This window comes from Acinetobacter sp. YH16053 (assembly GCF_013417035.1).
In the GTDB taxonomy this organism is placed as follows: Bacteria; Pseudomonadota; Gammaproteobacteria; order Pseudomonadales; family Moraxellaceae; genus Acinetobacter; species Acinetobacter towneri.
Map to the genome: position 1 here is coordinate 1 of NZ_VPEP01000013.1, position 22,432 is coordinate 22,432.

Below are 22,432 nucleotides of genomic sequence, written 5' to 3' on the forward strand. Positions count from 1 at the left end.
ACTGGCAGTACTTTTATAATCATGAACGACCTCATATGTCAGTAAATGGTTGTCCACCTATTTTTAAACAATAACAAGGCTTTAGATTTTCTACCCATTAATTCAATTAAAAATGGGGGTATTACCGAATTAATTAATATTATTAACCGCTATGTTGCACAGAGCGATAAAGCCAAACCCATTAAGACATAAACAAATGGCAGTCCTATTTTCAAACCTATGCTGTTTTTAGGGGGATGAGGCAACAGGTCGGACGACTCTATACATTGGGAAAATTATTTCTATATAGCCGTTCTAAACAAAGATGGAATGATATAAATCTGCCTACATTGAAGCTATATTTTGCACCACGCTATAAAACATATGCAAATAGTTATTAGGAGTATTTTCTAAGAAGAGATATTTACGTAAATTTTAATAAAGAAATACCTCGTGAACTTTATATAAATGGTGATTGGAATTTAATTTTTAGATTTATTGAAAAGGAATAATTTTGATTTTAACAAGATTATTCCTTTGCAAAATATAATATTTAATCACTCAACCACTTTATCATTTCTTTTATTTCAAAATCCTCAGTCCCATCCATGATAAATTTCCTTACACTATCTCTATATATTTTATTGATTTCATAAAAAGTATCCACCTCCTTCTTCACTGATATTTGCAAAATATCTTTTGCAATAAATTTATTAAAATTGGTTATTTTTAATTTTTCAATATGCTGAGAGAAACTTATGTGAATTTTATTATTATCACGAAACCTACCTCCTTTAAAAAAAGACAACAAAAACTTTTTAAACTCATCTTTAATCTTATCATTATTTATTTCCTTCTTATCGGAAAATAAATTATAACTTTTATTAATTTTATCATCTAAATTACAATTATTTAAATCTATATTTGCAAAATTAAAATTTGAATTATTAATATTATCATTATTGCAATTTTCAAAAGATGAGTATTGAAAATTAGAATCTGTAAAATCTGAATTTAAAAATTTAGGGAAATTCTTAAAAATACTATAAGTAATATTTAAACCATTAAAATTTAAAGCATGAATATCACCATTAACAAACAGACCTTCATATACTTCATTACCATCACAAACTTTGTAAATAGTTTTTAATTTATCATTAAAATCAGATGGTTTATTATTATTAAGCTTATATAATATAAATACTATTTTCTCGATTGATTTCAAATAACCATCTTGATCACCTTTTTCAAAAAAAAGTTCACTTATATTAACTTTAGATTTAATATTATCAATTAAATTAACAAATATTTCCACATAATTCCGAGACTCTAAAAACAAAACCAAGTCTCTTAACTCATTTGAATCCTTTCCAATTCTAGATAACAACCTTAAAAAAGTTAAATTTAGTTTCTTTTCTTCAAAAAACCTAAATAAATCTAGTGTAATAAAATATGATTTAAGAAAATCATACCTTAAATAGACTCTATCTCCATTAATTTTTAAAAGTGGATTCTTTTTCATTTTCTCAACATATTTATCCACATTTTTTTCAAAATTTAATGCTATCAAATCATGAAATTCAGAATCAGTCCAAGAATCTCCTAATTCAGAACATAAATCAATAAATGTGCTGACTATTTGCTCAGGTGATTCTATTAAATTGTGGCGATTTTTTTCTCGCCTAAAGATTGAGTATATCAAATGATCATTTAGCTTATTTAATGATGGATATTTTGTAGGTTCTTCACAAAGCTCAAATATATTATTGCTTCCAGATTTAATATTATCTTCATACATTGTAGAAATTACATCTACAAAAAATGGAACGACACGTTGGTGTTCAAATAATGAGCTTAATTCAATTTTCTCATAGATACTATTAACTATAGACATATGCTCATCATACTTATTAAATCTTTGATTCAAATATTTTGTACAATTATCTAACTTAAAACCGAGCAAATTAAGTTTATTAATTTCGAAATCATTTAATATTTCATCAGAAAATATATTATTCTCACGACTAGTTATAACAAACCTATTAGACCCTAATTGTAAATTCATATCATGAATTGATTTTAAAAAATTATAGATATTAAATTTTTCTGAAAAAATAGATGCAAATTCATCCAAACCATCAATAATAGTAACAATTTTCCCAGTTAAAATAGACAACTCAAATGTTTTCTTATCAAAAATATTTTGATGATCTAAGTATTTTGCTTCCATTTGATACAAATCATAAATATTATCTACATTCCCATATGGTAGATGATTTTCATTAATATAATTCCTAATATCTTCTGAGCTAATATATATTGTCAAAAATTTGTCTTTACTACTTTTTAACTTATTCGCCAAAGATTGGCATAGCGATGTTTTTCCTATACCACCCGATCCAATAATTAAATTTGCTGTATTTTTTTCCGTTGGATTACTAACCAAATTACTAATAAAATTTATAGCATTATTATGAACTACCTCATTAGAGTCTAATAAATCTTGAGGAGTATAAAAATCTATTTTTTCAGGGATAGAAAAATCCTTAAATTCTTCACTTATACAGTGATTCCATAAAAAATCTTCATATTTAATATTTTTAACATTATATTGACTATTGATAATTTGATCTAATTTATGAATAATTCTATCACTTAAAATTATTATTTGGGAATTCTTTTCTACTAATATTTTATCTATAAAAGCGAAAGCATTCTGTAAAGTTTTCGCCATATTTATATTAGGATGAGTAGCAATAAAATATATAGGCGAACCAGTTATATTTTGAACTTCCCAAATTTCATACTTTATTCGATTATCTCTAGAATAATCGATAACTTCATTTATTTTCTTCTTACTTTTATAAGCTAAGCTAATAATTTCCTCAACTTTGGTAAGTGTTAAAGGCTTCCTATTGATTTTTTTTTTAGCTGGCCTTTTGAACAAAGCATCACCATTAATTGTTTTTAACAATTCATTAAAATTTTTATCGAATTCATTTTCATTAGTAAAATCAATGTATAGGTGGTTTTCTAAATATATCGGTATAGCATCTTTTTCTTTCAATATTGGAATAATTTTTGTTTTACCATTTTGTTCCATTTGTTTCCAATGCTGACTAACAGCAATAGAAGTTTCGATTCCCACTCCTCCTTTTCTGCTACTAGATTTAAGTTTGTAGTTTCCTGTAGCTACAACTAACATATAATCACAATCAACGACGGATTGTTCCATATATAAATTTTTATCTATAAAACTATCTAAATCGTATCCATCCCAAATTACGTGGAAGTTAAATTTTTCCTCTAAAGCATCAGCTAATTTTTTTACCCAGAGTCTATGGTCTTCATTATCCCAACTATAAGATATAAATATACTTTTTTGATTTTTCATAAAAATTTTCATCAAATAACTTTTGCGATATCCTCACTTACTCTATATAAAAAATCAAGACAATAACTAAATATTTATTTACATTAAGGAAATTTTTTTTACAAAGAATCAACAGAAATATTTATGTCGGTATATTTTTATTCATTAAAAGTTATTTATTTGTTTTTCAATACCTTATAAGTTAATTTTGACACCCTCTTTCACCGCCAAACATTATTCTCATGAAGTCTCATGTGATCTTAAAAAGCTTAAATCTAAAGGGTTTAAGCTTTTTTTATGTTTAATGCAATCTACTTTATCTATTGCAAGCTTGATCTTGTTGGGGGTATAACTAGGGGTATAATAAATTACCCCCAAAATTATACCCCCAATTCTGTGGAATCATTGCAATGCTTACAGATGCTCAAGTCAGAAAAATAAAACCATCGGAAAAGAAAGCCAAATAATTACCTATGATCGAAATCTAGCACATATCACGGCTGGCGGGCTTGGTTATCGTGAATTCTAAAAGTTGAACCCATATAGGGGGAAGCCCCCTACTCACTTAGGTATGATTTATTCAAATCACCATTCATCTATTACTATTAAAACATATTCGTCCTTCTATGTATTTCTTATTAGTGGCGGGTTTTCCCGCTGCGGACAACTTCACACTATTGGATTTATGGGTACAGATACAATCAAAGCCTAAGAATCTCAAAAGAGGCATGTCGCCTATCATTAAACTGATATGCTATTCAGCTCATGTTGATTTTTACCCATTTTATCGACATGACAACCTGAATATGTTTATGTCATCGACATGACAACTCTCTCATGTCGATTTTTGTCAGTTTTATCGACATGAAAGCCTGAATATATTTATGCCATACAGCTAAAGGAATAAGACAATATTCCTTTTAGGTTTTAAGCACATCAACAACCTGAACGCTAAATGTCACATCCTAAAGCGAATTAGCTTTTTAAAAAGGTCATAATCAGCCAACCACCCACCCAATAAAAAAACCGCTGCTCAATCTTCCAGATCAACACAGCGGTTTTAAACTCATCTTTTACAGATCAGTCACATCTTACATTTTCTTTTCTTCAATATTTAACGCATTGATTGCCAATACCGCCTGAGTACGATTTTGCACACCCAATTTACGGAAAATTGCGGTCACATGCGCTTTAATCGTCGCTTCAGAAACATCTAATTCATAGGCAATTTGCTTATTCAACAAACCTTCTGCCACCATCATCAATACACGGAATTGCTGTGGTGTTAAAGACTGAATACGTTCAGCCAAAGCTGTTTCATCTGCAGCGCGAGGGTCAAAGTTAACATTCGCAGCCAAGTTTGGCGGCAACCAAATCTCACCTTCTAAAACTTGACGAATTGCTTCACCAATATGGCTCGGATGTGCCGATTTTGGGATATAACCCATCGCCCCATGCGCAATTGAACGTTGAATAATCGATGCTTCTTCGTGAGCGGACACCACAATAATTGGGATAGATGGATATTGCGCACGCACATGCACCAATGCAGAAAAGCCCGATGCCCCTGGTAAATTCAAGTCCAATAAAACAAGATCAGGCTCAGGTCCATTTTCCAAACGTTCGTACAATTCATTAACTGCAGCAGTTTCATGAATTTGAGCTTGCGGTAAGCTATAACGAACCGCCTGAATTAAGGCATGGCGAAACAGCGGATGATCATCAACGATTAATATATTCATAACAGACGTGAGAGATCTTGGGCACAGTTGTTATATTCTAACCACACAAAGACAATTAAGGATATGCAAGACATGACTTTTTTGCATTTATTGTGCAATTAATCACAGAAAAGCGTTTATTTTTTATGTTTTCAGCGCTCAGTCAAAAAGGTTGATCATTTTGTGGATTTTTTAATCAGTTTTATTTTACAATCAAAACGCTCAAAACAAGATGTAATATGAAATAGAAAATATCCCAAGATAAGGGTTTATATCCGTACCGATTCAGACAAACTCAGCAACAAAGCAGGACAAGCGTTTGATATTACCCCGGGCATGGTCGCAACAGTCGATATTAAAACGGGTGAAAAAACGGTGTTGGATTATCTGATCAAACCATTCAACAAAGCCAAAGAAGCCTTGCGTGAGCGCTAAACAGAAATTCGCTTATACCTGAATTTAATGAATTATCTCATCTCTGATTCTTGCCTTCTCCCAAAACCCAATTGGGTTCAAATGAAGGCGAGAATGAGGGCGATAATATCCTATGCCCTCTACAGTTTTATTTTTCACAGATTTTGCATTTCATCTTAATGGCCTAAACAATCTACAGCAACGCAGTAAATCCTTATTTTCGCCTCTTTCCAAGCCTGATGACACTGTGTATAACCATAAGTCACGCAATGAAAATGATAAGCATAGGCAAAACAGGTAAAAAACCGTTAGACTATGCATCTCTCTCATTCAATGTCGTTTCAGACAAATAAGAAGGTGAAGGTTGATGCCGCTCAATACTGTCGAAGAGCTTGTAGCAGATATCCGTGCAGGAAAAATGGTCATCCTCATGGATGATGAAGATCGTGAAAATGAAGGTGATTTAGTCATTGCCGCAACCCACGTTCGCCCTGAAGATATCAACTTCATGATCACACACGCACGTGGTCTTGTTTGCTTAACCTTAAGTCGTGACCGTTGCCAGCAATTAAACCTACCATTAATGGTTGATGCCAATGGTGCACAACACGGTACAAACTTTACTTTGTCGATTGAAGCAGCTGAAGGCATTACCACGGGGATTTCTGCCGCAGAACGTGCGCATACGATTCAAACCGCTGTCGCTGCACATGCCAAGCCTGCCGATATTGTTCAGCCTGGGCATATTTTCCCACTCATGGCACAGCCAGGTGGTGTATTGCACCGTGCAGGACATACCGAAGCAGGTTGTGATCTTGCCCGTTTGGCAGGTTTAGAGCCTGCATCGGTAATTTGTGAAATCATCAATGAAGACGGCACGATGGCGCGTCGTCCAGATTTAGAAATTTTTGCTGAAAAGCACGGATTGAAAATTGGTACCATTGCCGATTTAATCCACTACCGCATGACCAATGAGCAAACTGTAGAGCGTTTGGATCAGCAAAGCATCGACACCGAATATGGTACTTTTGACTTGTATCGCTACCGTGAATTGGGTAACCCAGATATTCACTTAGCATTAGTCAAAGGCGAGCCTAAAGAAGGCGTGACCACAGTCCGTGTGCATGGTTTTAATCCAACCCGTGATTTACTGAAGCTGAAAAAAGCAGATGGTTCGGCAACTTGGAATTTAGACCGTGCTTTAAAAGAAATTGCCAACAGTGAACGTGGTGTTTTGGTCTGGATTGGTCAAGCTCAATTGCAAGACTTGGGCCCTGCCCTAGACAGCCTTAAAACCCCGAAACAAGGCAAAGCCAATGCTGCATTGTCACAGCAATACCAAACCATTGGCGTGGGTGCACAAATTTTACGTGATTTAGGCGTTGAAAAAATGAAGCTACTCAGCTCACCATTACGTTTCAATGCTTTATCAGGCTTTAACTTAGAAGTGGTGGAATATATCACCGCAGATCCAACATCAGAGAAATAATCGAGGTTGCTATGGCAATTCGCCGTATTGAAGGTTTATTACATCTCGCTAGCGAAGGCCGTTATGCGATTTTAGTCGGTCGTTTTAATAGTTTTGTGGTTGAGCATTTGCTTGATGGCGCAATTGACACATTGAAACGTCATGGCGTATCAGAGGATAATATCACCGTTGTTCATGCACCAGGCGCTTGGGAACTTCCTGTTGTGGCTAAAAAATTAGCTGCATCGAATGGTTATGATGCCATTATTGCACTCGGCGCAGTGATTCGCGGTAGCACTCCACACTTTGACTTTGTTGCAGGCGAATGTGCCAAAGGCTTAGGTGTGGTTGGTTTAGATACTGGCTTACCTGTGATTAACGGTGTATTGACTACGGATAGTATTGAACAAGCAATTGAACGCTCTGGAACAAAAGCAGGTAATAAAGGAAGTGAAGCTGCCTTAACTGCAATTGAAATGGTTAACTTGTTAAAGGCTATTTAACGCTATGTCGCAAACACTTCAAGCAACTTATGCAGCAAAACGTAAAGCACGTCGTTTTGCTGTGCAAGGTATTTATGAATGGCAGATGAGCCACAATCCAGTACATGAAATTGAAGCACGTACCCGTGTGGAAAATGCCATGCACAAAGTGGATCTCGGCTATTATCATGAATTGTTGACTCAAGTGGTTGCCAATCATGAAGCATTGGATGCATTACTGGTGCCTGTTCTTGATCGTGACATTCAAGCCCTCGATGGTGTTGAACTCGCCACCTTACGTTTAGGTGCTTATGAGTTAGAACAACATCTGGAAATTCCATACCGTGTGGTATTGGATGAAGCGATTGAATTGGCAAAACACTTTGGTGGTGCAGACAGCCACAAATACATCAATGGTGTATTAGACCGTCTTGCCAACAGCTTACGTGCAGCAGAAAAGCAACAAAGCAACTAATTCAAATTATTGAGTCGATTGTTGTATGGCTGAGTTTTCCATTATTGAGACCTATTTCAACAGACCGCGTCCCGATGCAGTCGATTTAGGTGTCGGTGATGACTCAGCTCTGCTCACCCCTCCGCCGCAACAACAATTGGTCATTTGTGCCGACACTTTAGTCGCTGGACGACATTTCCCCCTCGATACCAACCCACATGCGATTGGTTGGAAATCGGTTGCGGTCAATTTATCTGACATTGCCGCCATGGGTGCCACCCCACACAGTATATTATTGGCATTGAGCCTACCCCAAATTGATCACGACTGGCTCAAAGGGTTTAGTCAGGGTTTACATGATTGTTGCGATCAATTTGGGGTAAGTTTAATTGGTGGAGATACCACACAAAGCCCGCATCTCACCATTTCCGTTACCGCCTTAGGCTGGATTGAACAAGGACATGCCATTCCACGTTCAGGCGCGCAAGTCGGTGATTATATTTGCGTCAGCGGACAAGTCGGTGATGCCGCTTTTGGTTTAGATCATCTCGATCATCCTTTAAAACAACGTCTCGACTACCCAACACCACGTTGTCAACTTGGACAACAACTCAAAGGTCTGGCTTCAAGCATGATTGATGTTTCAGATGGCTTGGCACAAGATTTAGGGCATATTCTCAAAGCCTCTCAGGTCGGTGCTTGTATTGAACTCAGCCAACTGCCTATAGATGCTGCATTAACCGAATTACCACAACAAAAGCAGTGGCAATATGCCTTGGCAGGTGGCGATGACTATGAGTTATGCTTTACAATAAGCCCACAAAATTATCAGCAGCTTTTGCAAAAACCGCTGAATACCCCTATTCATATTATTGGCAAAATTAACAATCAAAACCGCTTAAGCTTTGAACAGAATGGCGTAGATCGTTCACTTCATTTTCATGGATACCAACACTTTGCAAAAACCCGCGATTAATTTCAAAGCCATGTCTTGGACTGACCGACTGATTGTATGCTGTGGTGTTGGCTTCGGTTCAGGTCTACTACCCAAAGCTCCCGGTACCTTTGGTTCGGCCTTTGCCCTACTGTTCATTCCCATTTGGTTCGCGCTTGGTTTCATTCCAAGCCTTTTTGCCATTGCCATCATGTCCCTCGTTGGCATATATATCTGTGGACGTACTGCACAGGTTATGGGCGTACATGATGATGGTCGTATTGTTTGGGATGAATTTGCAGGACAATCGATTACCTTTTTACCCCTGATTTTTATCAATCAAATCAGCTGGGTCTGGGTAATTGTGGGTTTTGTCCTATTCCGACTGTTTGATGTATGGAAACCTTGGCCAATCCGTGTCATTGATCGTCAGGTCGAAGGTGGTTTTGGCATCATGCTGGACGATATTATTGCGGGTCTTTGGGCCGCATTATGTATTTATATTTATTTATCTTTTACTTTGGTTTAGCCATCACTAGGATTCAACATGTCTACCACCGTGATTATTCTTGCAGCAGGTAAAGGCACGCGCATGCGTTCAAATTTACCAAAAGTATTACAACCTCTTGCAGGACGCCCACTCTTGGGTCACGTGATTGATACCGCAAAAAAATTACAAGCCGATCATATTATTACCATTTACGGTCACGGCGGTACTTTGGTTCAAAATGCGTTTGCACATGAACAGGTGCAGTGGGTCGAACAAGCGGAACAGCTCGGCACAGGTCACGCAGTCAAAGTGACTTTGCCTGTTTTACCACGTGAAGGTGTATCACTGATTTTATCGGGAGATGTACCTTGTATTACAGAGCAAACTTTACAAAAGCTACTCGATGTTTCACGTGAAACCCAAATTGGCTTGGTGACACTTACCCTTGCTGATGCCACGGGTTATGGTCGTATTGTACGTGAAAACGGTAAAATTCAAGCGATTGTTGAACATAAAGATGCATCTGAAGCACAGCGCCAAATTCAAGAAATCAACACGGGTATTTACTGCGTCAGCAATGCCAAATTACATGAATGGCTGCCAAAACTGAGCAATAACAATGCGCAGGGTGAATATTACCTGACCGATATTGTGGCGATGGCAATTGCCGATGGTTTAGAAGTTGCATCGGTAGAACCTCAACTGGCTTTTGAAGTAGAAGGCGTGAATGACCGTGTGCAATTGGCTGCTTTAGAACGTGAATTCCAGAACTTCCAAGCCAAGCAACTCATGCAACAAGGTGTGCATTTAATTGACCCAACCCGTTTTGATTTACGTGGTAATCTCACTGCAGGTAAAGACGTTCGCATTGATATTAACGTAATTATTGAAGGCGATTGCGAACTGGGTGATGGCGTAGAAATTGGTGCAGGTTGTATCCTCAAAAACACCAAAATTGCTGCGGGCACTAAAGTTCAGCCGTATAGCGTATTTGACCAAGCGGTTGTAGGTGAAGCTGCGCAAATTGGTCCATTCTCACGTTTACGTCCGGGTGCGGTATTGGCCAATGAAGTGCATATTGGCAACTTTGTTGAAGTGAAAAACAGTCAAATTGGTTTAGGCTCCAAAGCCAACCACTTTACCTACTTAGGTGATGCCGAAGTGGGTGCAGGCAGCAATATTGGTGCAGGTACGATTACTTGCAATTATGATGGTGCCAATAAATTTAAAACCATTATTGGTGACCAAGTCTTTATTGGTTCAAATAGTTCATTGGTTGCACCTGTCACCATTGCCAATGGTGCAACGGTAGGCGCAGGCTCGACCATTACCCGTGATGTTGCAGAACAGTGTTTAGCTGTGGAACGTTCTAAACAGTTCACTAAAGAAAATTATCAACGTCCACAGAAATTGAAAAAATAAGAGGAAGTTCCTATGTGCGGTATTGTCGGTGGCGTTGCAGAACGTAGTATTACCAATATCCTCATTGAAGGTTTAAAGCGTTTAGAATATCGCGGTTATGATTCCGCAGGTTTGGCATTGATTAGTCAAGGTCAGGTCTTGCGTGAGCGTCGTGTCGGTAAAGTAGCAAATCTTGAGCAAGCAGTACTAGATTCTCAAGTCACAGGTTCACTCGGTATTGCCCATACACGTTGGGCAACACATGGCAAACCGACAGAAAACAATGCACATCCGCATATTTCTGGCAATGTTGCTGTCGTACACAACGGTATTATCGAAAATTATCAAGAACTGAAAGATGAGCTAGAAGCTTTAGGCTATATGTTCAGCTCTCAAACGGATACTGAAGTGGTTGCGCACTTGGTCAACCATGCTCTTAAAACTGCACCGAATTTATTGGTTGCGGTACAGCAAGTCGTGCCTCAACTGAAAGGTGCTTATGCTCTGGGAATTATCCATACCGATTATCCAGATGAATTGATCACGGTACGTGAAGGTTCTCCTTTGGTGATTGGTGTCGGTATTGGCGAAAACTTTATCAGTTCAGACCAATTGGCGTTATTGCCGATCACCAACCGTTTTATGTATTTGGAAGAAGGTGATATCGCCCGCTTAACCCGCGACAGCATTGAAGTTTTTGTAAACGGTCAAACGGTTGAACGCCCTGTAAAAGAGTTGGATGCAACTGTAAGCAATGCATCGAAAGGTGAATATAAACACTACATGCTCAAAGAAATTTATGAGCAGCCTGAAGCAATTCAACAAACCATTTCACAAGCATTAAATGGCAACGCTTTACGTGAAGATTTCCTGAAAGATGCTGAACTTGATTTTGCCAACATCCAACAGGTACAGATTATTGCCTGCGGTACCAGCTACCATGCAGGGATGATTGCAAAATATTGGTTTGAACAGCTGATTAACTTGCCATGTCATGTGGAAATTGCCAGCGAATACCGTTATCGTACCCCAGTCATTGTGAATAACACGTTGTATGTGTGCATTTCACAATCTGGCGAAACTGCAGATACTTTAGCTGCGTTACGTGATACACAAAAACGTGCTGCTGCAAAAGGCTTAAATATTAGCACCATGACCATTTGTAACGTGGCAACTTCATCTATGGTGCGTGAAACCAATCATAGTTTGTTGACACTCGCAGGCCCTGAAATTGGTGTGGCATCGACCAAAGCCTTTACGACACAATTGGCAGCATTAATGCTATTGGTGCTCAAAATTGGTCAGGTGAAAAATGCAATTGCAGCGACAGAAACAGCTGAAATTATTGCAGGCTTATGGCACACACCAAAAGTGATTTTAGATACTTTGCAAAATGATACGGCAATTTTACGTTTGTCTGAATTGTTTGTAGAGAAAAATCACTGCTTGTTCTTGGGTCGTGGCACACAATTCCCAATCGCCTTGGAAGGTGCTTTGAAACTGAAAGAAATTTCATATATTCACGCAGAAGGTTATGCTGCGGGTGAATTAAAGCACGGCCCATTGGCATTGGTAGACAATGACATGCCTGTGGTGATTTTAGCACCGCAAGATGACATGCTGGATAAACTGAAATCCAATATGGAAGAAGTACAGGCACGTGGTGGTGAGCTGTTTGTATTTGCAGATGAACACAGCGGCATTCCTGCAGATAAAGAGCGTCAGCATGTGGTTTATGTACCGCAAGTCAGCGCGTTGCTTGCGCCAATTGTGTATAGCATTCCTGTGCAGTTGTTGTCTTATCATGTGGCAGTTTTGCGCGGTACTGATGTCGATCAACCTAGAAACTTGGCGAAAAGTGTAACAGTTGAATAATTTTTTTAACATTATTCAATGATTTAAATTTAATAAAATTATTTTAAATCACCTAAAAATCCGCAGTCGGCTTCATTTTTAGAAGTTCAGTACTGCGGATTTTTTATGTCTGATGCTTTTATTTTTCGCATAGCTGCAGCGCATTGTAAGTGATATTAATATTTTTGCAGACAATGAAAACTTTTATAAAACAAACAACCTAAGTCATTTAACCGCACTATTTTCCAAAAATGTTGTTTATTTATTCAGTCAGTACAATGACATGCAAAAAATGATTGACCCTATTTTTGCATCATGTATTATACACCGCATGCGGGAATAGCTCAGTTGGTAGAGCACAACCTTGCCAAGGTTGGGGTCGCGAGTTCGAGTCTCGTTTCCCGCTCCAAATTCAAAAAGCCTCAATCGAAAGATTGAGGCTTTTTTATTGATTTTATATTATGTTATCCCCAATCATACTTTCTTTATTATCTTTTATTTCACAGTTTCGGGCCCCAAATACGACATATTCGTAGGTAGTTGCAAAAAATAAATGCATTAAAATCATTAGATTTCTTTAATCCAATAGAATCTCATCAGCCAATCAAGCATCTCATTATCGACCAACTGGCATAATTTCATAAATCCATTTTTTTGTGTTTTAATGGTGATATCACAATGTAAAACACAATATTATGGATTTAATATTCAAAAAACCTGAAGAAGTTGTTGCTTTATTATGTGAGAGGCTTCGTAAAGAACGTCTTTATCTGGAAATGACTCAGGCAGATGTTGCTGCGCGTGCGGGTATTGGTGTGAATACTGTATCTAATCTAGAAGCTGGTCGAAATGTTTCATTTGAAAATTTAGTACGTGTTGCCATGGTGCTCGGCCGATTAAAAGAATTAGAGGAACTTTTCAAACCACATTTAAATAGTGTAGATGACATGCTCCGCTATGAGAGTAACACGGCTCGCCAACGTATCAAAAGGAAATGAATCCATGCTCAAAAAACTTGATGTTTACTACAATGGATGGGGCGAATATTGGCTTTGGGGCACACTAGTTTCCTCAACTGCAATCACAGGTCGACCATTGATTGCTTTTGAATACAGCGCAGAAGCAATTAGTAAAGGTTTAGAGCTTTCATCTTACCTACTTCCGCTAAAAGGTGACCCATTAAGAAAGAACTTTCCTGCACATCAAATGGGATTACCAGGCCCTATATACGATGCCTTACCCGATGGCTGGGGCATGCTCCTGATGGATCGCTTATTTAAAAAAAATGGACTTAATCCAGCACGAGTTGGGCCTTTAGAACGCCTCACGTATATTAGTACACATGCAATGGGGGCATTATCCTTTGAACCTTCAGCATCCGAGTTAACATTAGCTGAAAATATTCCATTGCTAAGACTCGCTCAAGAAGTTCAGGAAGTTCTCAAAGGAGAAGGTGCCGAATTTTTACAGCATTTATTAATTATGGGCGGGTCTCCACAAGGTGCAAGGCCAAAAGCACTTGTTTATCGTGATCCTGTCACTAATGAATTCTCAACAGTTCACTCACATCAACATGAAGCTTGGCTGATCAAATTTCCCGCTCAGCAAGAGCATCCTGAAGTTTGTGCAATTGAAACTGTTTATGCAGAATGTTTGCGTCATTGTCATATTGACACCCCAGACACCCAATACTTCACTCTTCCGAATGGCCTAACTGCATTTGCCTCAAAAAGATTTGACCGCTGCGATGGCATGCGCATCCCTATGCAAAGTTTAGCTGCCTTTACAGGGGCTGATTTTAAATCACCTGGGAGTTTAGACTACAGCAACTTTCTTCGTGCTACACACTTTTGTACCAATGATATTCGCGAAAAAGCGATTGCATTCAAGCGCGCTGTTTTCAATGTGGTGTTCAATAATCGAGATGATCATTGCAAAAACTTTTCGTTTTTAATGTCTCAAAATGGACAATGGAAACTCGCCCCAGCCTACGACGTTACTTTCTGTGAAGGCCCAGGTGGATATCATCAAATGGATATTATGGGTGAAGCACTGGATATTACTCGGTCTGCCATTGTCAAACTGGGCATTCAGGAAGCAGAGCTTTCTATTCAAGAGGTTGATGAAATGATTAACTCAATTTGCGAAGTTGCCAGCCGATTTATGAAGATTGCTCATGATCTATTACCTGAACAAATTAGATCTGAAACTCTCCAAATGATCCAAAATAGGATTGAGCATAATATTCATTTATTGAATTGAATATAAACCATCCGATTTAATCAAAAGCAATCTGGAAATACATATAAAATTTAATCAATAACAGATCAGTGATAAACCCCGAACCCAAGATGGTATATCCACTGCGGGCTTTGGTCATTATAAACAGACAAAGTGAACCGTACCGGGTTTGTCGGAGACTTTTTTATTTAAGTTAGGCCACCTGACCTAACGGGTTAATCTTATCATAGTACATTGCTTCAAACTCAAAAGGTGATACATAACCCAGTGCACTGTGTACACGCTCTTTATTGAACCAATCTACCCAGTTTAGTGTCGCAAGTTGTACATCCGCTAAACCTTGCCAATCCGCTTTTAAATATTCAATCACCTCTGTTTTGTATAAGCCATTCACCGTTTCAGCCAAAGCATTATCGTATGAATCACCGGTCGTACCGACTGATGCTCGTAAATTTGCTGCTTCTAAACGATTGGTATAGCGAATGGAAAGATATTGCACACCTCTGTCGGAATGATGAATCACATTCTTTGGCATGCCTCGATCATGCAATGCTTGCTCCAATGCATCGAGCACCATATCTGTATTCATCCGTGTCGATACTTTCCATCCAACAATTGCTCGTGAGAACACATCAATAATAAATGCAGTATAAACCCAGCCTGAATTTGTTTGAATATACGTAAAGTCACTCACCCACAGTTGGTCAGGATGATCAGCAGTAAAATTACGTTTTACTAAATCATCTGCTCGTTTTTGGTCATCTCGGCTACGGGTGGTTTGTTTGTTCTTACCCCGCCAAACACCTTGTATACCTAGCTTTTGCATTAATCGAGCAACAGTACAGCGTGCAATAATATAGCCTTCACGTTTCAGTTTTTGCCAGACTTTACGTACACCATACCGACCTGAACTTTCCTTCCAAATACGTTTGATTTGCTCTGCATGATGTAAATCATGCAGAGCACGTTTCGCTCGATGTTCTGGGTTATCAACGAGATCTAAAGCCCGATAATAGGTCGAAGCTGCAATCGGTAAAATTCTACAAATCGCTTCAACACCATATCGATCTTTATTGTTCTGGATAAAATCCACCATTATTTGTGTGGGCGGTCGAGCTCCGCCTGGGCGAAAAAAGCGGCTGCTTTACGTAGAATTTCATTGGCACGTTTTAATTCTTTAATTTCACGTTCCATTTGCTTCATTTTTTCTTGGTCAGATATCTGTTGTACTTTGGCAGGATTTAGTTGATCCATATGCTTTAAATACCAAACACGCAATGTTTCAGGAGTACAACCCTTGCGCAGCATGCTGCTCAGGTGCAATAGCTGTGATTGCAGCCCAAGTAGAAGGATAATCTTTTTCAGATTCAATCAATAATTGAACCGCTCTTTCTCTGATTTCAGGGGTATATTTTGGTTTTGTCATTGGAACATTCTCTCAAGAAAGTTGGTCTCCGACAAACCCAGTACGGTTCAATACTTTCGAGATTGATGATATAAGCCACCCCTTGCTTGGCATCCAAAACCAACTGGATATAAACCTCTGCCAAATGTCTACGAATTTCCGCTTCATATCGGCACAATAAATCAAAAAGTTTTAAGTTTTCTGCTGCAAGAATAACCCCTTGACGCATGAGATAGACCAATACGCGTCGGGCTGCATGTGGCATAAGCGCATCTGTATCACGATCCTGAGCATGCTCCATCTCTGTTTGATTATCTGCATGTTGTTCCTCTGCCCCAGTTGTAGGAAACGAATCTTCTACAGGCTGATTAGCTTGGATTTCTATATTTTTCTCTGAATTTGAAGATGGTCTGCGTACCATTTCAAAGAAGTTGTCATGCTGTTGTATCTTATTTTCTGATTGCATCTCGATCTCCTTAAAGTGCCAGCTCATCTATATTTTTGGGAAATAAATCTGCACTCAAGTAATACACTGGAATACTGGCCTGCAAATGCACACCTGAACGATCCTTAAGTTCAACTTGCTCGGTATGCTGCATTTGTGGTGCTTTAATGGCTTTTGCTATACGCAAATAAGCAACAAGTTCTTCAAGCCCCGCTTGTAAAGGATGTTCATGTGTTAAGTGGGCAATACTCATCACCCCTTTCTGTGCGAGCGTTTGATATACTTTTTCAGCAACAGCACGAACCCGTACATTGTCTAAGTACTTCAGCATCTGATCACTAGGTTCAGTCTTGTTTTGTTGCTCTTCGACCTCACGTATATCCATATGTTCTGTGGGACTTTTTAAAGCAAGACTTTCAGGCGAATTCAGCTGGATGGAACCCACGGCTAAATCCACTTGTACTTCTGTTTTTAAATCACACTCCGATTCCAACAATGCCACTGCATTTTTTTCTAATTCCGACAACAACTGATCAATCAAACGGTTTTCCAATGCTGCACCACTTTCAATATAAGCTCTCAAACCTTCTTCTGTACGATGTCGGACTTGGAAAACTCGGCTACTTTCGCGTCCTAACTCACGCATTAACTGACCTAAATATTTACGTTGAGATTCGCTTAATTGTTGTGCAATAGGATGATTCAAAATACTGCGTAACTGCTCTCTAAACTCAGTAGAACGATCTTGATCCTGAAGTAATTGACAAAACCCATCAAAAGCACTGCCTGCATCACTTTGGGCAAGCAACTGCTCTTTTTCCATTAAGCTCAGCAATACTTCTCCACGTGAATAAGCACCACTAATCATATCTAGACGCAACTCTTTATCTCGTAGACGAATCTCATCTTCGACCCGTCTAAAATCGCCTGTAAGAATGGAAGCAAGTTGATAAATTTCTCGTATTCTTTCTTTTTGTTCTGATTCTTCTAATTGTGTAACAACACCCGCCAACAAAGCATCTATTTCATTTTGAATCACTAATTTTTTTTGTTCGAGCAACTCCACTCGTTCTTCAATATTTTCACTCAATGCGACCACAAAATCACGAACCGCATCCTGCACAATTCTTAAATGTGATGCTGTGGTATGGGTTGCTCGCTCATCCAAGCCCTGACAAAAACGTAATACGGTTTCGCTAATATCCGTTTTACTCAGCTTGCCATCTATTTCTCTGAGCCAGCCTGAATGAATCCAATGATTTAAATAATGCGCTGCATTATTTTCTGTCTGCCAAATACCCTGCTCACGACTAGATTTAATCAACTCATCCAAGACATTTCTTGCACGACCATAAGGGACTTCATTTTGTTCTGCAAATAAGTCAACAATGAACGCTAAAATATGTGGTGCGTTATCTGCTCTTAATAATTTCCAAATTGAGTTTTCATGATATAAACGCCGATACTTGGCCTGTAACCCTAGAATATTCATGCCATTCCACATCATCTGTATGATGGTTATTTATTCTACAGTTATTTTTTAATCACCCAAGCAAATTACCAAGCAAGACGACACGAGTTGTCGCATAAAGTAAGATGATATAAACAATCACCTTACTTCATCGAAAAAAATAAAAAACAAACCTTATCTAACTTCTTTGTGTACAGTGACAGCAACCTTAACCTACCTCTCCCCATACACCGTTGCAATCAAATGCTCCACCACTTGCGGCTCAGCCAAAGTCGAAGTATCTCCTAAACTATCCAATTCATTCGCTGCAATTTTCCGCAAAATACGGCGCATGATTTTACCTGAGCGGGTTTTAGGTAAAGCAGGTGCCCAATGCAGCGCATCAGGCGTTGCCACAGGCCCCAAAATTTTGCGAACCCAATTGACTAATTCTTCACGCAATTCCTCTGACTCGGGTGTACCAACTTGCAAAGTTACAAAGGTGCAAATCCCCTGCCCCTTAATATCATGTGGCATTCCCACCACTGCTGCCTCAGCCACAGCTTCATGCGCTACTAGGGCACTTTCAATTTCCGCAGTACCTAAACGGTGCCCCGAAATATTCAAGACATCATCCACACGCCCTGTAATCCAGTAATAGCCATCTTCATCACGGCGTGCACCATCTCCTGTAAAATACGCACCCGGATAGGTCGAAAAATACGCTTCAATAAAACGTGCAGGGTCGCCCCAAATACCGCGCATTTGCCCTGGCCATGAATCTTTCATAATTAAATTGCCTTCGGTCGCGCCTTCCAGTTCATTACCTTCGGCATCGACAATAGCAGGTTGCACGCCAAATAATGGGCGGGTTGCCGAACCAGGTTTCAGTGGCGTTGCACCAGGCAATGCTGAAATTAATATGCCCCCTGTTTCGGTTTGCCACCATGTATCTACAATTGGGCAACGTCCTTCGCCTACCACGTTGTAATACCAGTTCCACGCTTCGGGATTAATCGGCTCACCGACTGAACCGAGTAAACGCAAGCTGCTGCGGTCACTTTCACGTACAAAACGATCTCCCTCCCGCATCATGGCGCGAATGGCAGTCGGTGCAGTATATAAAATGGTGATGTTGTGTTTATCGACAATATGCCCTGTGCGCGCCCAACTTGGATAGTTCGGTACACCTTCAAACATCACGGTAGATGTGCCATTCGACAACGGACCATATAAGACATAGGAATGCCCTGTAATCCAGCCTACATCTGCGGTACACCAAAATACATCATCCTGTTTCAGGTCAAAGACTTCTCGAAACGTGCTGTTCACATAGGTCAAATAACCGCCTGTGGTATGCAAAACGCCTTTGGGTTTTCCAGTCGAACCCGAGGTATATAAAATAAATAGTGGATCTTCGGCATTCATCGGCTCGGGTGGGCAGATGTCATTGACCGACATAATTTCCATGTGATACCACAAGTCGCGTTCAGGTAACATCTCAATCGGATTCCCTGTACGATGCACCACAATCACATTTTGCACACAGTCGGTACCTGCTACTTTTAGAGCAGCATCAACATTGGCTTTTAAATAAATTGGCTTGCCACCACGCATGGCCGAGTCTGCAGTGACAATTAACTTGGCCTGACAGTCTTCAATTCGGCTAGCCAAAGCATCGGGAGAAAAACCACCAAAAACCACACAATGCACTGCACCAATCCGCGCGCAGGCTAGCATGGCAATCGCAGCTTCGGAAACCATTGGCATGTACAGCACCACCCGATCACCTTTTTGCACCCCGTTCTTTTTCAGCACGTTGGCAAAACGACAGGTTTCATCATGCAAAGAAGCAAAAGAAACCACTTTATGCCGAGATGGATGATCTCCTTCCCAAATAATTGCAGGTTTATGCGGATGTTCTTTTAAATGACGGTCTAAGCAATTGGCACTGACATTCAGTTGCCCATCGGCAAACCATTCAATTTTAAAATGCTCGGGGTCAAAGTTGGTATTTTTGACTTGGGTAAAAGGTTTAATCCAATCTAAGCGTTGGGCCTGCTCTGCCCAATAAGTATCAGGGTCATCTATAGATTGTTGATAGCGTTGAAAATATTCTGCCTCAGTGGTGCGGGCAGTCTTTTTAAATTCATCTGGAACAGGATATACGTCTTTCATCTGCTACTTCCTTGATGTTCTTGCATCTCATCACGAGATGTATGCCACGTTATTGATTATTATTTCTGCATATTCACAGTATGAACTTTCTTTTTTATGGCTCACCATTCGGCTTTAGTCGCATAAATTTTATACAAACAATAGCATGCCAAAGCGTTGATCGAATGCCATATTCTTGCATTCATACTTTCAGGTTTACATTCCACTGTACTGCGCATTGCATTATTTTTAAAGAAAATATCGTCTAATAACCGTGAGTATTAACATTTTTTTACGCAGCCAATCATTCATACCTGCGACCCTGTCTTACAGATAAAACCACATACAACTCGCAGTTTAAATGCTACAAAATAGTACGCTCATCACTTCTATCCAAGTTGTCTAAAATACTGGCAAGTAAGCATTGCTCATTAACCAAATTGAGTTTTTCAGGCAAAATAGTCGCTTCATTTTGAATTCGGAATTATCGTGGCAGAATCCAAACCCTCACTCAGTGAAGTTTCTGAAAACACCAGTCAGCTGTTGCAGGAAGCCACTGAAAAAACCACGCAAACCGTGATCAATCATACGGCCAAGTACAATGACGCCTACTCCACCATCGATAAAATTATGGAAGGATTTTGGGAGCGTGTGCCGTATTTGATAATTGCAGCCGTAGTGCTGTTTGTATTTTGGCTGCTTGCTCGCGTGTTCAAATGGTCTATCCGTAAGACCCTAAACAATCGTTCCTATACCCGACAAAATCTAGTTTTGGTGCTGAATCGGGTTGGTAGTTCCGCTATTATTTTCTTTGGCTTTCTGATTGCAATGGTGATTGCGATTCCAGGATTCACCCCTAGCCAACTCATGAGTGCCTTAGGTCTAGGCTCTGTTGCAATTGGTTTTGCTTTTAAAGATATTTTCCAGAATTTACTGTCGGGTGTGCTGATTTTGCTTGGCGAGCCATTTAAAATTGGTGATGACATCATCGTAAATAATATGGAAGGTACGGTAGAAGATATTCAGATTCGTGCAACCTTCTTGCGCTCTCCCGATGGACGTCGTATCGTGATTCCAAATGCGACAGTGTATACCAGTGCGGTAACGGTCAATACAGCTTACACCCGTCGTCGTTGCGAGTTTGTGGTGGGTATTGGTTATGAAGATGACGTGCAAAAAGCCAAAGATATTATTTTGGCCATTTTAGACCGTGACATCAAAATCTTGAGCCAACCTGCATTTAGCGTCAATGTCACTGCCCTGGCCGATTTTTCGATTAATTTAAATGTGCGTTGGTGGGTCAATACGACGGAAACCTCCACCTCTGCATCCATCAGTGAAGTGCAGGAACGGGTGATTGCCGCTTTTGCCGAACATCATATTTCCATTCCTTATCCTGTGCAGGAAGTGAAAGTTTATCGTGGTGATGCAGCAGTCAATGAAGATGATTCAGCCCGTGCTAAACAAACGCCCTAAAACATAAGCAATTACGGTTTCAGTACGAATAATACGGTTGCCCAAGTGCCGCGCTTGGCAGCCATTTTTTTCGAGCAAATCAATTTCGTAGGGAATAAATCCACCTTCTGGACCAATCACAATACTGCATGGATGTTGAATGGCATGTGGCATAGCTTGCTCAGTATAAGGATGCGCCACATAAGCAGGACAATCGGCAGAAATCAAACTGGGTAAGACATCTTCCACAAAAGGTTTAAAGCGTTTATAAAGCTGAATCTCAGGTGCAATGGTATCGCCTGCTTGTTCCAAACCCAAAGTTACATATTGATCGAGTTGTTGCAAAAATGGTGTTTGCCAATAGCTTTTATCGACCCGATAACTGTGCAGCAAAATAATTTTTTCCACACCTAGCGTCACGCTATCCATAATTAAACGACGTAATACTTTAGGGCGTGGTAAAGCCACAATCAGGGTCACAGGCAGTTTTTTCGGTACAGCTTCTTCATACAGGGCTTTGACTTGAATCCGCTGCTCACTAACGTCCACCACTTCGGTCAAATAACGCTTGCCACCGCGAATCCCGACTTTTAAGCTGTCACCGACTTGTACACCGACATGCGTGTGTAAATGCTGCACTTGGCGCTGGGCGCTAATAGACCACACTTCATTTGTGGTCTGCCGAGGGTCAAGCAAAACGATATTCATA

The 22,432-nt window shown here is 39.4% G+C and carries 16 protein-coding genes, 1 tRNA gene, 2 pseudogenes and 1 other annotated feature; of the genes and pseudogenes, 12 read left to right on the forward strand and 7 right to left on the reverse strand.

The window, feature by feature from the left end; all coding sequences use genetic code 11:
* Positions 1-532 precede the first annotated feature (532 nt).
* Positions 533-3,373 carry a TIR domain-containing protein gene (locus tag FTV43_RS10180; RefSeq protein WP_179995413.1) on the reverse strand — a complete coding sequence of 947 codons (2,841 nt, stop codon included), beginning with the start codon at positions 3,371-3,373 and terminating at the stop codon, positions 533-535.
* 1,070 nt (positions 3,374-4,443) lie between these two features.
* A complete protein-coding gene (locus FTV43_RS10185; protein WP_004974358.1) occupies positions 4,444-5,094 on the reverse strand; it encodes a response regulator transcription factor in 651 nt (216 codons plus the stop codon).
* 243 nt (positions 5,095-5,337) lie between these two features.
* Here FTV43_RS10185 and FTV43_RS10190 point away from each other — a divergent pair.
* The 11 genes and pseudogenes from FTV43_RS10190 to FTV43_RS10240 all read left to right on the forward strand — a co-directional run.
* A pseudogene (locus FTV43_RS10190) lies at positions 5,338-5,508 on the forward strand (secretion protein HlyD); the annotation flags it as partial.
* Positions 5,509-5,854: 346 nt separating this feature from the next.
* Entirely contained in the window at positions 5,855-6,976 is a 1,122-nt protein-coding gene (ribBA, locus tag FTV43_RS10195) for a bifunctional 3,4-dihydroxy-2-butanone-4-phosphate synthase/GTP cyclohydrolase II (RefSeq protein ID WP_179995414.1), read from the forward strand.
* A gap of 11 nt (positions 6,977-6,987) precedes the next feature.
* Positions 6,988-7,458 carry a 6,7-dimethyl-8-ribityllumazine synthase gene (ribE, locus tag FTV43_RS10200; protein WP_004974350.1) on the forward strand — a complete coding sequence of 157 codons (471 nt, stop codon included), beginning with the start codon at positions 6,988-6,990 and terminating at the stop codon, positions 7,456-7,458.
* 4 nt (positions 7,459-7,462) lie between these two features.
* On the forward strand, positions 7,463-7,912 hold the full coding sequence (gene nusB / locus FTV43_RS10205) for a transcription antitermination factor NusB (RefSeq protein WP_004974349.1): 450 nt from the start codon (positions 7,463-7,465) through the stop codon (positions 7,910-7,912).
* A gap of 25 nt (positions 7,913-7,937) precedes the next feature.
* Positions 7,938-8,867 carry a thiamine-phosphate kinase gene (gene thiL / locus FTV43_RS10210; protein WP_004974348.1) on the forward strand — a complete coding sequence of 310 codons (930 nt, stop codon included), beginning with the start codon at positions 7,938-7,940 and terminating at the stop codon, positions 8,865-8,867.
* Positions 8,833-9,354: a phosphatidylglycerophosphatase A gene (locus tag FTV43_RS10215; RefSeq protein WP_004974347.1), complete on the forward strand. Its 522-nt coding sequence runs from the start codon at positions 8,833-8,835 to the stop codon at positions 9,352-9,354. The genes thiL and FTV43_RS10215 overlap by 35 nt, the downstream gene beginning before the upstream one ends.
* An 18-nt stretch (positions 9,355-9,372) precedes the next feature.
* Positions 9,373-10,737: a bifunctional UDP-N-acetylglucosamine diphosphorylase/glucosamine-1-phosphate N-acetyltransferase GlmU gene (gene glmU, locus FTV43_RS10220; RefSeq protein ID WP_179995415.1), complete on the forward strand. Its 1,365-nt coding sequence runs from the start codon at positions 9,373-9,375 to the stop codon at positions 10,735-10,737.
* A 12-nt stretch (positions 10,738-10,749) separates the two neighbouring features.
* Complete coding sequence (gene glmS, locus FTV43_RS10225) at positions 10,750-12,591, forward strand: glutamine--fructose-6-phosphate transaminase (isomerizing) (protein ID WP_179990972.1); 1,842 nt, start codon at positions 10,750-10,752, stop codon at positions 12,589-12,591.
* 312 nt (positions 12,592-12,903) lie between these two features.
* Positions 12,904-12,979: transfer RNA gene (locus FTV43_RS10230), tRNA-Gly, on the forward strand.
* A 286-nt stretch (positions 12,980-13,265) separates the two neighbouring features.
* A complete protein-coding gene (locus FTV43_RS10235; RefSeq protein ID WP_070153706.1) occupies positions 13,266-13,568 on the forward strand; it encodes a helix-turn-helix transcriptional regulator in 303 nt (100 codons plus the stop codon).
* A gap of 4 nt (positions 13,569-13,572) precedes the next feature.
* Positions 13,573-14,832: a type II toxin-antitoxin system HipA family toxin gene (locus FTV43_RS10240; RefSeq protein ID WP_179995416.1), complete on the forward strand. Its 1,260-nt coding sequence runs from the start codon at positions 13,573-13,575 to the stop codon at positions 14,830-14,832.
* A 172-nt stretch (positions 14,833-15,004) separates the two neighbouring features.
* Here the strand turns inward: FTV43_RS10240 and FTV43_RS10245 are convergent.
* The 4 genes and pseudogenes from FTV43_RS10245 to acs all read right to left on the reverse strand — a co-directional run bounded on the left by FTV43_RS10245 (position 15,005) and on the right by acs (position 20,289).
* Positions 15,005-16,237: pseudogene (locus FTV43_RS10245) on the reverse strand (IS3 family transposase).
* Positions 15,833-15,949, reverse strand: a sequence feature (AL1L pseudoknot). Its footprint overlaps the pseudogene before it by 117 nt.
* Positions 16,212-16,682 (reverse strand): DUF4194 domain-containing protein, encoded by a 471-nt coding sequence (locus FTV43_RS10250; RefSeq protein WP_257224107.1) that lies wholly within the window; start codon positions 16,680-16,682, stop codon positions 16,212-16,214. Before FTV43_RS10250 ends, FTV43_RS10245 begins: the two are co-directional and overlap by 26 nt.
* Before the next feature lie 10 nt (positions 16,683-16,692).
* The gene (locus tag FTV43_RS10255) at positions 16,693-18,153 is read right to left on the reverse strand and encodes a DUF3375 domain-containing protein (protein ID WP_179995417.1); all 1,461 of its coding nucleotides are present in this window, start codon (positions 18,151-18,153) and stop codon (positions 16,693-16,695) included.
* A 192-nt stretch (positions 18,154-18,345) separates the two neighbouring features.
* Positions 18,346-20,289, reverse strand: a complete 1,944-nt coding sequence (gene acs, locus FTV43_RS10260) for an acetate--CoA ligase (RefSeq protein WP_179995418.1) — start codon at positions 20,287-20,289, stop codon at positions 18,346-18,348.
* A gap of 468 nt (positions 20,290-20,757) precedes the next feature.
* On the opposite strand from acs, the gene FTV43_RS10265 reads away from it, so the two are divergent.
* The gene (locus tag FTV43_RS10265; protein ID WP_179995419.1) at positions 20,758-21,744 is read left to right on the forward strand and encodes a mechanosensitive ion channel family protein; all 987 of its coding nucleotides are present in this window, start codon (positions 20,758-20,760) and stop codon (positions 21,742-21,744) included.
* Here FTV43_RS10265 and FTV43_RS10270 read toward each other — a convergent pair.
* A complete protein-coding gene (locus tag FTV43_RS10270; RefSeq protein WP_179995420.1) occupies positions 21,718-22,431 on the reverse strand; it encodes a 16S rRNA (uracil(1498)-N(3))-methyltransferase in 714 nt (237 codons plus the stop codon). The two genes, FTV43_RS10265 and FTV43_RS10270, sit on opposite strands and share 27 nt — an antisense overlap.
* Position 22,432: the final 1 nt, after the last annotated feature.